Genomic DNA, 14,188 nt, shown 5'->3' on the forward strand with positions numbered 1-14,188 from the left:
ATTCAAAATCCTATAGAACTTTAGTTACCTTCAATCCGACCTCCGCCGCCTCCAGCGCAGACTGCGAACCTATCACGGCCACTGCTTCGGATTGAGCGAGTTTTTCCAATGCTTCACCGAAGGCGATGAAATCTTCGCCGTTCGTGGAGAGAACTTGGTCGCGCGTTTTCTGGCGCAGGGCATCAGTGCGGTTGGTGAGATAGCGCATCATGGACGTGTAGCCTTTGGCATCGGGGAGTTGATAGGCATCAAGGTCGCCGATCGCGCCGATGATGGCCTTGGTCAGTTCGTTGTCGCTTAGGCGGGATGCATCGAGACCTTTCAAGAAAGCGGCGGCTTTATCGTAATTCTCAATTGTTCCAGCAATATTTGGATCGCGGTAGGACAGGAAGGTGAATACACCTGATGCATCGTCAAAGACTGCGAATGATCCGTACGCGCCCCCCTGCACGCGAATCTTTTCCCATAGATACGCCATGCGTAGATAACCGACAACAACATCCGCGGAACCGTCATACTGGTAGCCAAGATCGTACAGGTTCGCGCCCTTGCCTACATAGTTGACCTGCGCAGGGATGGTCAAGCCTTCTTTTACTGCATTGGGCTGAATGTTGAAGGAGGAAAGTACTACGTCTTTGGATGGCAACGTTGAAAGGAATGAATCTAGTTGCGGTTTGAATGCGCTCCAGTTTGCGGCGTCAACAGTTACGTTGACCAACATCGCTTTGCGGTTGACAAGTGCGTCACGCATCGCTTCTAATTTTTGTAAGATCGTGTCCCATTTTTTGTCGATGTCTTTTGCCAACTCACGCAGTGCGAACAAGTAGCCAACACCACTCATCTGATCTTTGGCCCAACCTGATTCGCCGAATTGTGCCCGCAAGCGTTGATTGACGAAAATATGTCCACTTGGCACAAGGCCAGACTCGAGACCAGCCTTTTCTTCCATGACGATCTGCTTGAGTCTTTCTTTGTTATCGAACTTTGTCGTAAGCAGGACATCTTTCAAGATGCTGAGCAATTCGAATGACTGTCCCATTGTCGCTTTACCGCGCAGGACTAATTTGAGTACGCTCTCTCCCGACCCGACCACTGTAGACGTGATCGCTGAGCCGTAGATTCCACCTGTGCTTTTGCCAATGCGTTGTGAGAGTTTTACATAATCTTCGGTCGCTGTTCCCATCTCGAGCAGGGCGCGCGCAAAGATTTCTGTCAGTGGGAGCAAATCCTTGGGTAGGGCATGTAGATCAAAGCCGAGATCGAGATAGACGATCCCGTTGGTAGAGAGGTCGTGATACAAAACTTTTGTATCCTGTATATCCATTACATCGATGGGAATTGTCCTGACTTGTTTATCAAGGTCCTGTAGTTTGAGAACAGGGATCTTTGCTAGCACTTCTTCTGTATCTGGTGTTTCCTGTCGCTTTTTGAGTTGCTTTGTAGTTTCGACGATGTCTTTGAGCTGTTCTTCTGTCAGCGACTCGCGGATCTTTGCCAGTCGGGCTTGTTCCTCTTCCTCGAAACGGCGACCAAGCTCCGGGTCCGGTTGGAGGCGGAGAATTGTCCTGTGCTGATTATCCAGTAGGTAAGTCGCGATCAGTTTTTCAAAGTAGAGTTTATCGTTGGTCAGTCTTGCCCTGATGGCGTTCAATGGCGCTTCGAAGGCGATCAGTTTGAATGGATCGTCGTCGTGAAGCCAGGTGGTCAATGAACGGAGCATGAGCGAGATGCCACGCGGGAAGGAGCCAGTGTTGTTCTCGCGCAAACGGAACTCGACCGTGTTGAGCGCAGATGCGATCATATCGGGGTCAATGCCTTCGCGGACAAGCGTTTCGAGAGTGTCGAAGATAAGCTTTTCGATCTTTTTGGCACTGCTGGCGCGTGTACCTTTGAGACCGGTCGAGAAAATGATTTGGTGCAGGTCTGCTTCAAGGCCAACACCAGCCAGATCTTCACCGAGACCTGAATCGAGCAAAGCTTTCTTAAGCGGGGACGCAGGCGTGCCAATCAGTATATTGCTGAGAATGCGCAAGCTGAAATTCATCACGGGATCGGATGTGTCAGGGAGAACCCAGTTGACCGTGAGGTAATGTTTCTTTTTGATATCGGTATCTTGCCCGGCATCATAAGAGTATTTCACCTTCTTCGCACGATTGAACGGTTTCTTCAACGGGATGCTTGATTTGACTTTGATCTTCTTGTATGGCTTGAGGTATTCCTCCATGAGCTTGAGTCGTTGTTCGGGATCATCGTTGCCGTAGAAAAAGATGAATGAATTGGACGGATGATAATAACTCGCGTGAAACTCTTTGAATGCTTCGTATGTGAGATCGGGGATATGGCGTGGATCACCGCCTGAATCCACACCGTAGACGTGCTTGGGGAAAAGTGAATTGATGATAACGGTTTCAAGCAAGCCATCGGGCGAAGAATAGGCGCCCTTCATTTCATTGAACACAACGCCTTTATAGGTGAGTGGCTCGGATACATCGTTGAGCTCATAATGCCAACCCTCTTGCATGAGCGTTTGCTCGGCCAGCAACGGATGAAGCACTGCATCCATGTATACATCGATCAAGTTGTAAAAGTCTTGCAGGTTTTGGCTTGCCACTGGGTAGCAGGTTTTATCGGGATACGTGAATGCATTGACGAATGTTGCCAGCGAGCCTTTGAGCAATTCCACGAACGGTTCTTTTGAAGGATATTTCTCGGAGCCGTTCAACACAGAATGCTCAAGGATGTGTGCAACGCCAGTGGAATCCTTGGGCGGTGTGCGGAAGTTGATCGAGAACACTTTGTTTTCGTCATCGTTGATGACCGAGAGCAAACGCGCTCCCGTTTTCTTATGAATGTAATACTTGATCGTTGCATTGATCTCAGGAATGGTTTGTTCCTGCATCAGCGTAAATTTTTTAGACATGTTCAACTCCTGTATCTCGGAAAATTTTTCTCAATTCATCGATCACGATCTTCTTGCCGTTTTCATCTTTATACAACCACATATCCCAGCCATTCACCGGCGCGCCATTCATCAACGCTTTCGCCACGCCGTGAATAGAACCTGTGATGTCTCCACACTTCAAATGCCCATTGGATAGGACTTTCGCTTTTGTCCCATCCTTCGCGAAGAACAGAGTCTGTCCCACAGATAATGCTCCACTCTCAAGCAACGCTCCAAACGGGACCCGGGCCTGCTTCGGCTTCTCAACATTGATCGCCTCTGAATCGGACTCTGCCACCGCGTCAATGCGTTTCTGCGCGACCTTCACGTACTTCTTATCTCGTTCGATTCCGATCCAGTTGCGACCGAGTTTTTTCGCGACGGCTCCAGTTGTCCCTGAGCCAAAGAACGGATCGAGGATCACATCTCCGATATTTGAAGAGGACATAATGACTCGATAGAGCAGTCCCTCTGGTTTCTGAGTCGAATGTGCTTTTGATCCATTGGACTTGATACGTTGTTTGCCGGTCACCAAAGGGATCGTCCAATCCGAACGCATTTGCAGATCATCGTTCAACGCCTTCATGGATTTGTGATTGAACGTGTAGCGTGCGCCTTTTTTCTTTTGCGCCCAGAGCATTGTCTCATGAGCGTTCGTAAAACGCACCCCTCTAAAGTTGGGCATGGGATTATTTTTTATCCACACCACGTCATTGAGGATCCAAAAGCCGAGGTCTTGCATGATCGAGCCAACGCGATAGATATTGTGATACGACCCGATAACCCAGATCGTGCCTGTATCCTTCAGTACTTTCTGGCTTGCGGATAGCCACCTAGATGTGAACTCGTCATACGCTTTGAAGTCATCGAACTTATCCCAACGATCATCCACCGCATCCACCTTCGACATATCGGGACGATATAAATCATTACGCAGTTGCAGGTTGTATGGAGGATCGGCAAAGATCACATCTACCGAATTCTCTGGGAGCGAATTGAGAATCTCGATGCAATCACCGGGTAGGATTTGGTTGAGGGGTAGAGTCATATTCTGTAATTGAAGCCAGGAAGTTTATCTCAAACGGTTTTTGACTTCTTGAAGATGTGCACGAAGCTCTGAGGGATCGATATCGAATTTACGGGCATTCGGCAGAGCATCTTGCATAATTTGTTCCAGATTATCCATTTCTACCAGTCCTCGTTGAATTAGAAAAACAATATCATCTATGTCTGTATCGAAGCCACGATCTAATTTGCTGAGTGCAATGCCATAAGGATCAAGAATGGAAACTTCTATTTTTCTAAATTTATTGACATACAGATTACGTTTGTGTCCATCAGCGGGTAGCGGGATGAAACGGTCAATGGGAACTGCTTCTACATCAAGTCCCATTTCGCTGGCGAGTTCTTCCATCGTTTTTTGCAGTTCGTTCTTCTTTAGATCATCCCCAACATAATCAATGTCTACTGTAGGGCGCGGGCTCCCCAACAGGCACAGCGCACTTCCGCCAAGTAGAACCAGTTGTGCGGGATGTGGATACCGCTCTCCTAATTTGATTAAGAAAGTATGTATTTGCTTACTTTCCATTTTTAGTTTTCCGTGTTTGCGCCAGCCATCTCTGTGCGGCATGATGGTAGGTGCCAAGCCAATTGATAAATGCGCCACTTAGTTCCTGATGACGTTTAGCGAGCGCGCGCAGATTCTCTTCAGGATCACTTGATATGGATAAGTGCAACTCTTTTGAGAAAAGATCTGGCATGGGATCTTGATGTGGTTGATATTGTTGTCTCAGCCAGACGGCGGCAGTGTAGTAGCATTGAAAGGTGACCTGAAAAGCAGGCTTGACTTTCTTCGTAGCCGTGCGAACATATCTGGCGAACTCAGGGTGTTCCAAAAAGAGAGGGATGAGTGATAAACGGAGGCGCGCCTCTTCGCTTTCGGCCAAGGCTAAGATCAAGCGTGCGGGTTGTTTGCCTAGGTGATCCTTTTGGCTTTGTCCATCCATGATGAACTTGACGCCCAATGTATGAAGGGCATTCGCGAGTTGTTCACCAGTGATGTTAATTTCAGTATTCATAGCCAATAGGATTATATCGCAGGCGCGACTCTGTGATTGATCACATTCAACAGTTGACTTTCCACTTCCTGCCAGGGGACAGTTAAGTCCAGGCACACGATCCGAATCGTATGATCTTCCAGTTCAATAGCCTCGGATAATTTTCCTCGAACTTCAGGATACAGCAGGATGCCAGTAGCCTTTTTGTGATACCCAGACAATCGTTCCTGTGTGCTCAAATAGGTATACATCTGATACAGATGCGAGGAATCAAAGAGTTGCTTTCCCCATAGATTCTCGACCAGACTTTTAGCTGTAAATTTCGTGTCCAGCACTATGATGTTGCCCGTTGTTTTGTTTTCGATGATTAGGTCGGGCTTCATGATGGGTAGGTAGACATTATCTTGCTTTGGATGCCATGAAAGATGCGATTGTGCTTTGACCTTGTACTCTTTTAGATGCCGGCGATAGAAATTCACAACAAAGCGTTCATAGATATCGTACAGCACCAACGCCTCACGTTCCAGTGACGGCAGGCGATTGTGACCTGTTGACTCCGTCGGCATCTGCCGTTGCAGGAGAAGCTCGCAGATCGCCAGCATCAGGCGGTAATCGCCATCGTTCCTTCCGAACTGTTGACGGCGGATGAAATCCAAATCCAGTTCGATGATGTCAATGCCATCCAGCGCCCTCGTCAGTGAGCGGAGTTGGTGACGTAACTCATTCGCGCGGGTACGGTCCTTGCCGAAGTTTCCTGTTTGGATCAGGCGGGAGAGCGTACTGCGGATGATCTGATTCTTCGGCACGTTGACGCTGTACTGTTGGAAGTCACAATACGCCTGTCCATGTTCGAAGGTGTGATATTTGAGACTTTTCGTGAAGTCGATGTGTCCGCGAATCCCACGAATGGACTCATTCTGGTTCACATAACTGCGACCTAACCCGATGCGCAGACGTTGTTGGACCAACCTTGCGAGAATGGATGCCAGCAGTGCATCCAACGTTGGGGCATTCTCAACATCCACCAGCGACGTGTGTTGACGAAGCGGATATTCGTCCCAGGCATAGAGCAACATATGCCACAGATTACGGATGGGGATGCCGTATTCTGTGTATAGCACATCGGATGTGGCGTCATGCGGTTGCATTATGCCAACAGTCTCCGCTCGGCATCATCTGCTTTGGATTGATTGTCGAACCAGTATTCTTTCAAGAGTGGAACGATCTCGGTGCGGACCACACCCTCATACCAGGAGCGATCCAGCCCGGTAAAGTCATCGCCTTTTGGGCAGAAGAAACTGTGACCGACCTGATAATTCTCTCCGAGCAGGGAATCTTCTTTGATCTCTTTGTTGAGCGCAGTCATTCGTTCGATGATGAGATTGACAAGCTCTTCACTCATGGAGCGATCTATCAGCCATTGACGGTATTGGTCGCTTTCGTATTGCGGCTTCAAGGTCGTGAAGACGAAGCGGCGACGCAGGGCGTAATCCACCATGGCAAGTGAACGGTCTGCGACGTTCATCAAACCGATCAGATATAAGTTGGGCGGAATGTAGAAGCGACTTTCGCCTTCGTTGCGATACACCAAAGGGACAGCGAACTCAGGCGAGCGCTTGTCGTGCTCGATCAACATGAGTAACTCACCAAAGATCTGACTCAGATTGCCACGGTTGATCTCGTCAATGATGAATACATACTCGCGGTCTGGGTCATTCAGGGCCTTTTGGCAGAACTCGTAGAACACACCGTTTCGCAGACCGAAACTCCCTGCCTTACCAGCCACAGGGCGATAGCCACGTACAAAATCATCATATGAATACGATTGATGGAACTGGATTATCTCCAGCCGTTCGTTGTCCGCTTCATTCATGAGGGCGTAGGCGAGCTTTCGGGCAATGAACGTTTTGCCGACGCCGGGAGGTCCCTGCAGGATCATGGCTTTCTTGGAGCGCAACCGTTCGAGTGTTTGCGTTGCATCTTCTTCTGCCATGAAGACGCCCGATGCGATCAAATCTTCCACGCTGTATGGCTGGGATAACATGGTTTCGTTATTGACAATATCTTCTGCTCCCTGAAAAGTGGTTAGATTGTTCAAGAACCATTCGTAGTTTTGTTCTTTGCCATACCAGACGAAGTCTTTGAGCTGCGTAGCGACATCCCATAAGGGATACTCCTTATCGGTTCGCAGATGCCAGACGGTGATTCTGTTGGTGTAGAAGTACCAATCCTTTTCTTTGAAATCATGCTCCCATTCCACCTCCACAACTCTCCCATCGTTTCGATTAGCGACAACCGTGCCAATGGCTTTGATAGTGATACGCGAGATGGTCTTGTTGCGGCTATCAAAAGGCAAACCTACTCGTTGAGTGGATGCGGCTTTGATGGCGATCTTATCGCCCACCTGCATGGACTTGACATCCGTTAGGAAGCGGTTGATGTATCCGTTCTCCCAGATGCCTTCTTCGATGAAACGTGCAGTCTGGTCGGCGGGGTCACGGTCATCCCAGTAGGCGCCTACCAACCAGTAATTAACATCGTCCGTGCGGTAGGGCTCCTTGGCATCGGCAATTGCTTTGGCATGTTCACTGCCTACGCCGAACGCTTCCCATGAGATCTCGGGGAACGACTTCTTCGAGGCGCGGATGCGGTTCACGGTCTCAGTGTAGAAATCTGCATTCAATCCACCGGCAGGCAGTTTGAGATCCAGAAAGAAGCGGTTGGTTTGGTCAAGACTCAGAAAGGTGTGCGGACGAATCCAAAAGAGGCCCATCGTGAGATTGACATTCACCTGCTTGACAGTGAGCGCCTCGTCAAATGCCGCCCGAAACTGGTTGCTTGCTAACGGATCTTTTTCCAATGCCAGTAGAAAGACACGCCAAAGTTTGGCTACGTCATTCGCATCACGTATGTTTTGATAGGTGAAGAACCACGACTTCAAATTGTTGAGAATGGGGATGGCATCGAAATCTTCAGGGAGATCGCTCTTGAGTTGGAAGAAGCGTTTGATGTTGGCAAGAATGGCAATACGTTGATCGTGGCGGATGCCGCGATTGAAGACGCCGAAGAACGTGAAGGGGTCGATCTCTTTCAACAAGAAACGTGCGCCGTCGCTGTCTTTATCGTTCAAGGGAGTGATGACATACCCTTCGTTACGCAGGCTTTCTAGAAAGGCGATCAGCTCACTTTGGCGATCCTGCCAGCCTGCCAGTTTCTCGGCCAATTCTTCGTAGATGGGTATCCATGTGAAATTGTTTTTCATCGTATCGCCTCACCGTATGGATATTGCAAGATAGGGTTCATAACACGAAACGATTATACCTGTGATGGAATCGTGTGTGCGAATGGTGCATCCTTGATTGTTGACAGCCCCATTGTTTTTCCTTTACACTAGGCAGCATGACCGACTGGCTCAGTGAGATCAAACAACTTTTCCAGAAACAATCCCCGCCCAAACATGATCCACCTTATCTTGCGGCGATTGCACAGGATGACCCCGAGTTACTCGAATCGGCTCGCGATTGGGTACATGCCGAGGATATCCATCCGCTGTTGGGTCTCTATTGGCAATTGCGCGACTGGGATCATAAACGTGCTGTGGTTGAAATTCTGCAAGACCAAAGTACGCCAGCAATACGCGACATGATGCTCGATTTTTTGCGTGTGCCGTTGGCGACGGGCGATGAACGTACTGAACTGGCACAAGCGATCGCGCTTGGTTTTATCAATGAGACATATGATCGCTTTCAAGCATACTACAATGACCGTAAACTATTGGCGCGGGATGTGGAGACCGTCCTTTTGCAACATGGACTCAAAGCCGAGCCACCCCCGCCTCCCAAGAAGCAAACGGTCACTCGCCTCACACCGACCCCGAATCTGACTCCAGATCAACGACTTCTGGCTTCTGCCCAAAGTGGAGATACGCCAGCCCTGCGCCAAGCCTTGCGCGAAGGCGCGAATGTGAATGCTGTTCTCGCGGAAGGTAACACCAAGGGATGTTCAGCGTTGATGCTGGCGATCCTCAATGAGCGGTTTGACGCGGCCAATATCCTGCTGGATGAAGGCGCGAACATCCACTTTATTCGCCCGCAAGATGATAAGGATCGTAACCCAACCAAAGGCCAGACGGCACTCTGGTGGGCGGCAGGCAAAGGACACATGCAATTGACCGAACGCCTCGTGCAAATGGGCGCGGACGTGAACCAGCCAGATTACTGGGGTAGTACACCTGCCATCGAAGCCGCCGAGGATGGATATTTGCCCGTGTTGCAATTTTTGTTCGAGCAAGGCGCGGACTTGCATGCACGTATTTATGACCGGCGGAAAGGGTTTCACCTCGCTGTTGATAATGGTCATATTTCTGTTGTGGAGTTTTTACTGGCCAATGGTCTGGACCCGAACGAACGTGGCTCCGGCGGATACAGCCCTTTGATGGTTGCCGTCTCGAACAACCATGCAGGGATGGCCAGACTTTTGCTGGCTCATGGCGCTGAAGTGAACGCACGCCACACCGGCTCGGGCATTTATGCCGCACTCAAGGGTTGGACTCCGTTGGTGTTTGCTGTGCATGGCGGTTATTCTCGCATGGTGCGTTTATTGCTGGATGCTGGGGCGAACCCCAAATTGCAAATGCCGGCCACCAAAGGTCCGCATGGTGAATCGCTCCCGAAACGCAAGATCATCGAATTTGTCAAAGGCAAGCGCGGTGAAAGTATCGCTCGTATCTTGCGCGAGGTTGGGGGAGAAGATGGAGCAGGGTCGTTATGATTGTTTTCTCTCACACTGGTGATCCTCACAACCCGTAAGTTTCTCGGCCAGTTCTTCGTAGAGGAAAATCCATGTGAAATTGTTTGTCGCCTGTAGCCACAGAGCGCACTGAGATTTTGAGTTCGTTCTCAAAGTTCTCGGTGCGTGCTGTGGCTATTTTTTATGTTCGCATGGTCGTGGTTATTTCACTAATGTGATCTTCCCAAATGTGCGCGGATCGGCGTAGGTGCGGATGGAGGAGGTAGAGAGCATGGCTTTTTGTCCCTGCACGGCATCGTCGGTGTCGCTGGGACTGATGCTCATGCCAAATGTGGCGCCTTCAGCGAGGGTGATGCCTGCCAATGTCTCTTTGGGGATGAAGACTTCCAGAGTGTACCCATCACTGGTGGTTGTGTACGCGATTTGAACGGTAGTCAATACTGTGGCAGGAGCGGGGCCATTGAACCACGCCACTACTGTCGGTGGGACCTGATCGTAATCGCCGAGCGAGAGGCCGATCTGATAATCGTCATCGCTCATACTGCCGTCGGAGAAATCTTTTTCCAGTTGTGTATCAATTTGCACTTCGATGTGGTCGCCGTGCCAGATGCCTGCATCCACATTGGGTTGCATATGCATATCGTCAGTGATCTTGAAGGCAAGATACAAGCCATCTTCTGCCCAGCCGCGCCAGATCTCGGCGGAGAGGTCTTTGGGGCCATCCCAACTGTTGGGTTCAAGGCTATACACCACTTGAGACTTGTCGTTCAATGTGACATCGGGCGTGGGGGACCAGTCATCCAGCTTGCCATCGAGGGTGATGCCGCTGACGGAGCGCATTTGGTTTTCGTTCGGGCGGGGCACCATGACTGTTGGAACAGGAGTCGGCCTCGGAGGTCCGTTTGAGGCGAGGCCTTTGTGGATGGCATCCAACAGCGACGAGTCGCCCTGGCTGAGTTCCCAGATCATAATGCCAGCGAGTCCTACATCCTTTGCGTAGCCTGATTTCGCTTCAAGAGATTGCGGGTCGTCATACGTGATGAAGGTCTGACTTTCAGGATCGTACAACCACGGAACGTATGCGTCAGCGCTCCATTGGCGTTGGTATTTGTTCAAGTAGTTTTGCGCGATGTCTTTGTATTCGTATGCGCCGGGTTCGCGTGTGCCGGGCGCGGCGCCGCTGGATGTTTGATACAAGCCATGATCGGTATCGGGCACGCCCGCCCAACCATATCCATAAAACGGAACGCCCAGGACGAGCTTCTCGGGAGGGATACCGAGCGAGATATATTTTTGTATGACGGCATCGATGTTCATGCTGGAATCGGCGGGGTCGTTCGCGGCTTGAAAGAGCGGCGCGTTAAAGTTGGTGCTCTGTTCCCACGTGGCGTGGAAGTCATAGGTCATCACATTGACCCAGTCCACGAGCATGGCGATCAGCTCTGGACGCAGATTGCGGATGTTACCGGGGCCAGCAGGTGCGGCGATCGTGAGCAGATAATGGCGGTTATCGGCTTTGCCCAATTGATCCAACTGCACGCGGAACTCGCCAAGCAGGCGCGTAAAGTTGATCTTATCTTCGGCGCGGCCCGGCGTCAGCCCGCCACTGACGGGGTATTCCCAGTCAATATCGATGCCATCGAACACGCCGGGGTATTGTTTCAGATACAGGTCAATGCACGAAGCGACGAAGTGTTGACGTGAGCGATCTCCCTGTGCCGCATTCGAGAAGTTACCCGACCACGACCAACCACCGACCGAGATTAAGATTTTGAGATGCGGATACTTTTGCTTGAGCAGGAGTAATTGATGGAAGTTGCCGTGAAAAGGATCGGTCTCCGCGTCACCCTGACCATTGAGGCTGTCTTCTGCACTATAGACCTTTTCCACATCTGCGGCAGGATCGCCCAACACGCACTCGCCAGTCTCGCTGACATTGGAGAAGGCATAGTTGATGTGAGTGATTTTACCTGCCTCGATATCCTTGACGAGCGTGCCATGTGTAGGCGCCCATGAGGGATAGTAGCCGATGATGTATTTGCCGTTGGGCACAGGGATGGGAGCATTTGTGGACGAAGGTGATTGTGCGGACGTTGATGGTTGCGTCACTGCTGGGGCACAGGCGGAGAGCATGATGGTGAAGAGGGTGAGGATGGTAAAGATTTTTTTCATGAATGGCTCAATGTGGCGTTTGGGTATTGCCTAATTGAAAGGGTGTGACTACGAAGGAAATTATACCTTTGCAGTGATTATGCTTTTATTCCCTGCTTCATGCTATGGGGCGCCAAATCGAGAGACATAACGTCGAGCGAGACCCCTCGTTCAGTCCGATTTTGAACTGTTTTGAAACCTCTTTTTAGATATAAACCTTGTGCATGAGTTGTCTCTAAAATGATCTTCTGACAACGTTCTCTATGGGCGATCTCAATGAACTTATCAAGTATGCGTAACCCATAGCCTTTTCCTCGGTGATCCATTTTGACGGCCATGGCTGTGATGCAAAGTATTCTGCCATCGGGCTGGTGGGTTGTCATGGGATTCTCGTCCAGAGCGGGCTCGCGCTCATCCAGCCATTTTTCTGAGCAACCATAGGCCGCAATTTCATTATCTGCCACCAGAATAATAAAACCATTTTGGAAGGCTGACAATCGAAGCTGAAAAGTCTCTGCCTTTTCAGCGGTTCCGTAAGGCGCGAATGCCTCGGTGTTGATTTCTGTGACTACAGGGATATCCTGATCTCTGGCGTTTCTAACAAGTACCTTGGTGTTATCAGACATGAACTACATCCTTTCGATGCTGTTTCTCGGTTGGATTAGGGAGAATGAGAGCATAACACAGCTTCCCCCTTAACGCGCTTTTCAATGGTTCACCATGCATGAGCCGTGATTCCGTTCCATGCGGCTTTTATGCAGGCCACCCTTGATACCCTAGAACAGGTTACGGCCTTGGAAGTAATCTGAGACTGCCAGATCGAAGGGACGCTTGTTCTTCTGCGCGGCTTCTTTTTCGTAGCGGCGGCGTACTTTGGGTTCGGCCATCACGGCTTTGGCGTAGGCAACTGCTTCTTTGAACCTCTGGCGGTGGGCTTTTTGTGCGTCACTCCATTCCACGTTGGACATATCGGCGAGTTTGATAAGCGATACCTCGCCTGTGTGTGAACGGCGGAACACGGTATTTCCCACCTTACCGCGTACTTCTTTTAGCATGGGGTTGAGTTTAACTTTCGCCATAGTGACTATTTTATGCCTGTAGCCATCCTGTACTGATCCTGTACTCGAGATATAGTATGGAACGCAAGTAAAGCGCTTTTTGTTCGGGAGCTTGGGGCCGTTACCTAGCGATCAAAGACTTTTCACCACAGAGAGCATGGAGGCCACATATCATCCCGATGCTCTTTCGGGAGAGATTTTTAAAGTCTCAGTGTGAACAGTGGGGAATGCTCTTTAGCATTCTACAGGCGGAACAATCTCATCACAACGCGCGTTTAAGTGCCTCTACGAAAGGCCAGTTGAAAGTTACTCCATGCTCGAAGCGACTCAACCCACTCGAAGGCTGGACCAGTTCCAGCCGATGCAAGTAACAGCGAGAAAACCGAAGCGACGGCGCGTGCGGGGCTATATCCTGCTTGCGTTGTTCCTTGCGTATTTTTTCGCGCCCTTGCGCACGAACATCCTCTTCCTCGGTGCGGACACTTCGCCCGAACGCGGAAACCTTGGCCGCACGGATACGATCCTGCTGGCGACTGTCGTGCCGTTGAAGCCGTATGTCGGCTTGCTTTCGATTCCGCGCGATCTGTGGGTGACGGTGCCAGGTGTGGGAGAACAGCGCATCAATACAGCATACTTTTATTCGGAGGCGAATCAGGCTGGGTCGGGGGGTGAGGCGGCGATGTCTGCCGTCGAAGAGAACTTCGGTGTGTCGGTCTCGTATTACGCGCTCATCCACATGCAGGGACTCATCTCGGTGGTGGATGCGCTTGGTGGCGTGGACGTGATGCTCGAATCGCCGATGGGTGGATTGCCCGCAGGGTCGCATCATCTGGATGGGACGGGGGCGCTGGCCTTTGCGCGTGACCGCAGTATGGGCGATGACTTTGGCCGCATGGCAGGCACACAGACGTTGATCATGGCCCTGCTCAAGAAGTCGCTTCAACCTTCTTCGTGGCTTGCCCTGCCACAAGTGATCGTTGCCTTCACTCAAGCCGTGGACACGAACATCCCGCTCTGGCAGGGGCCACGCTTGTTCTTCGCGTTGCTGCGTGCCCCGCTCTTCGGCATGGAGACGCGCGCGATCACGCGCGAGATGGTCACGCCCTTTACCACAGCAGGCGGCGCACAGGTGCTGTTGCCGAATTGGGATGCGATACGACCGTTACTACAGGAGATGTTCGGGAGATAAAAAGGAACTGTCCGTTGAGAGGGACAGTTCCTTGGATACAAGC

11 protein-coding genes are annotated in these 14,188 nt (G+C 50.7%); 2 read left to right on the forward strand and 9 right to left on the reverse strand.

The window, feature by feature from the left end; all coding sequences use genetic code 11:
* Nucleotides 1-10 precede the first annotated feature (10 nt).
* The 6 genes from IPP66_15195 to IPP66_15220 are packed head-to-tail and all read right to left on the reverse strand — an operon-like array spanning nt 11 to nt 8,260.
* Nucleotides 11-2,920 carry an insulinase family protein gene (locus IPP66_15195; GenBank protein ID MBK9926620.1) on the reverse strand — a complete coding sequence of 970 codons (2,910 nt, stop codon included), beginning with the start codon at nt 2,918-2,920 and terminating at the stop codon, nt 11-13.
* On the reverse strand, nt 2,913-3,989 hold the full coding sequence (locus IPP66_15200; GenBank protein MBK9926621.1) for a site-specific DNA-methyltransferase: 1,077 nt from the start codon (nt 3,987-3,989) through the stop codon (nt 2,913-2,915). Before IPP66_15200 ends, IPP66_15195 begins: the two co-directional genes overlap by 8 nt.
* A gap of 24 nt (nt 3,990-4,013) precedes the next feature.
* The gene (locus IPP66_15205; protein MBK9926622.1) at nt 4,014-4,529 is read right to left on the reverse strand and encodes a hypothetical protein; all 516 of its coding nucleotides are present in this window, start codon (nt 4,527-4,529) and stop codon (nt 4,014-4,016) included.
* A complete protein-coding gene (locus tag IPP66_15210; GenBank protein ID MBK9926623.1) occupies nt 4,519-5,019 on the reverse strand; it encodes a hypothetical protein in 501 nt (166 codons plus the stop codon). Before IPP66_15210 ends, IPP66_15205 begins: the two co-directional genes overlap by 11 nt.
* Before the next feature lie 11 nt (nt 5,020-5,030).
* Nucleotides 5,031-6,146 (reverse strand): hypothetical protein, encoded by a 1,116-nt coding sequence (locus IPP66_15215; GenBank protein MBK9926624.1) that lies wholly within the window; start codon nt 6,144-6,146, stop codon nt 5,031-5,033.
* Nucleotides 6,146-8,260: an AAA family ATPase gene (locus tag IPP66_15220; GenBank protein ID MBK9926625.1), complete on the reverse strand. Its 2,115-nt coding sequence runs from the start codon at nt 8,258-8,260 to the stop codon at nt 6,146-6,148. Before IPP66_15220 ends, IPP66_15215 begins: the two co-directional genes overlap by 1 nt.
* Before the next feature lie 137 nt (nt 8,261-8,397).
* Here IPP66_15220 and IPP66_15225 point away from each other — a divergent pair, with 137 nt between their 5' ends.
* Nucleotides 8,398-9,768: an ankyrin repeat domain-containing protein gene (locus IPP66_15225; GenBank protein MBK9926626.1), complete on the forward strand. Its 1,371-nt coding sequence runs from the start codon at nt 8,398-8,400 to the stop codon at nt 9,766-9,768.
* 180 nt (nt 9,769-9,948) lie between these two features.
* Here the strand turns inward: IPP66_15225 and IPP66_15230 are convergent, their stop codons facing one another.
* From IPP66_15230 to IPP66_15240, 3 genes are all read right to left on the reverse strand, one after another.
* Entirely contained in the window at nt 9,949-11,919 is a 1,971-nt protein-coding gene (locus IPP66_15230; GenBank protein MBK9926627.1) for a hypothetical protein, read from the reverse strand.
* A gap of 77 nt (nt 11,920-11,996) precedes the next feature.
* On the reverse strand, nt 11,997-12,524 hold the full coding sequence (locus tag IPP66_15235; GenBank protein MBK9926628.1) for a GNAT family N-acetyltransferase: 528 nt from the start codon (nt 12,522-12,524) through the stop codon (nt 11,997-11,999).
* A gap of 150 nt (nt 12,525-12,674) precedes the next feature.
* Nucleotides 12,675-12,977 (reverse strand): hypothetical protein, encoded by a 303-nt coding sequence (locus IPP66_15240; GenBank protein ID MBK9926629.1) that lies wholly within the window; start codon nt 12,975-12,977, stop codon nt 12,675-12,677.
* Between the two features lie 292 nt (nt 12,978-13,269).
* Here IPP66_15240 and IPP66_15245 point away from each other — a divergent pair, with 292 nt between their 5' ends.
* Complete coding sequence (locus tag IPP66_15245; protein ID MBK9926630.1) at nt 13,270-14,145, forward strand: LCP family protein; 876 nt, start codon at nt 13,270-13,272, stop codon at nt 14,143-14,145.
* Nucleotides 14,146-14,188 lie beyond the last annotated feature (43 nt).

Source organism: Candidatus Defluviilinea proxima (genome assembly GCA_016721115.1).
In the GTDB taxonomy this organism is placed as follows: Bacteria; Chloroflexota; Anaerolineae; order Anaerolineales; family Villigracilaceae; genus Defluviilinea; species Defluviilinea proxima.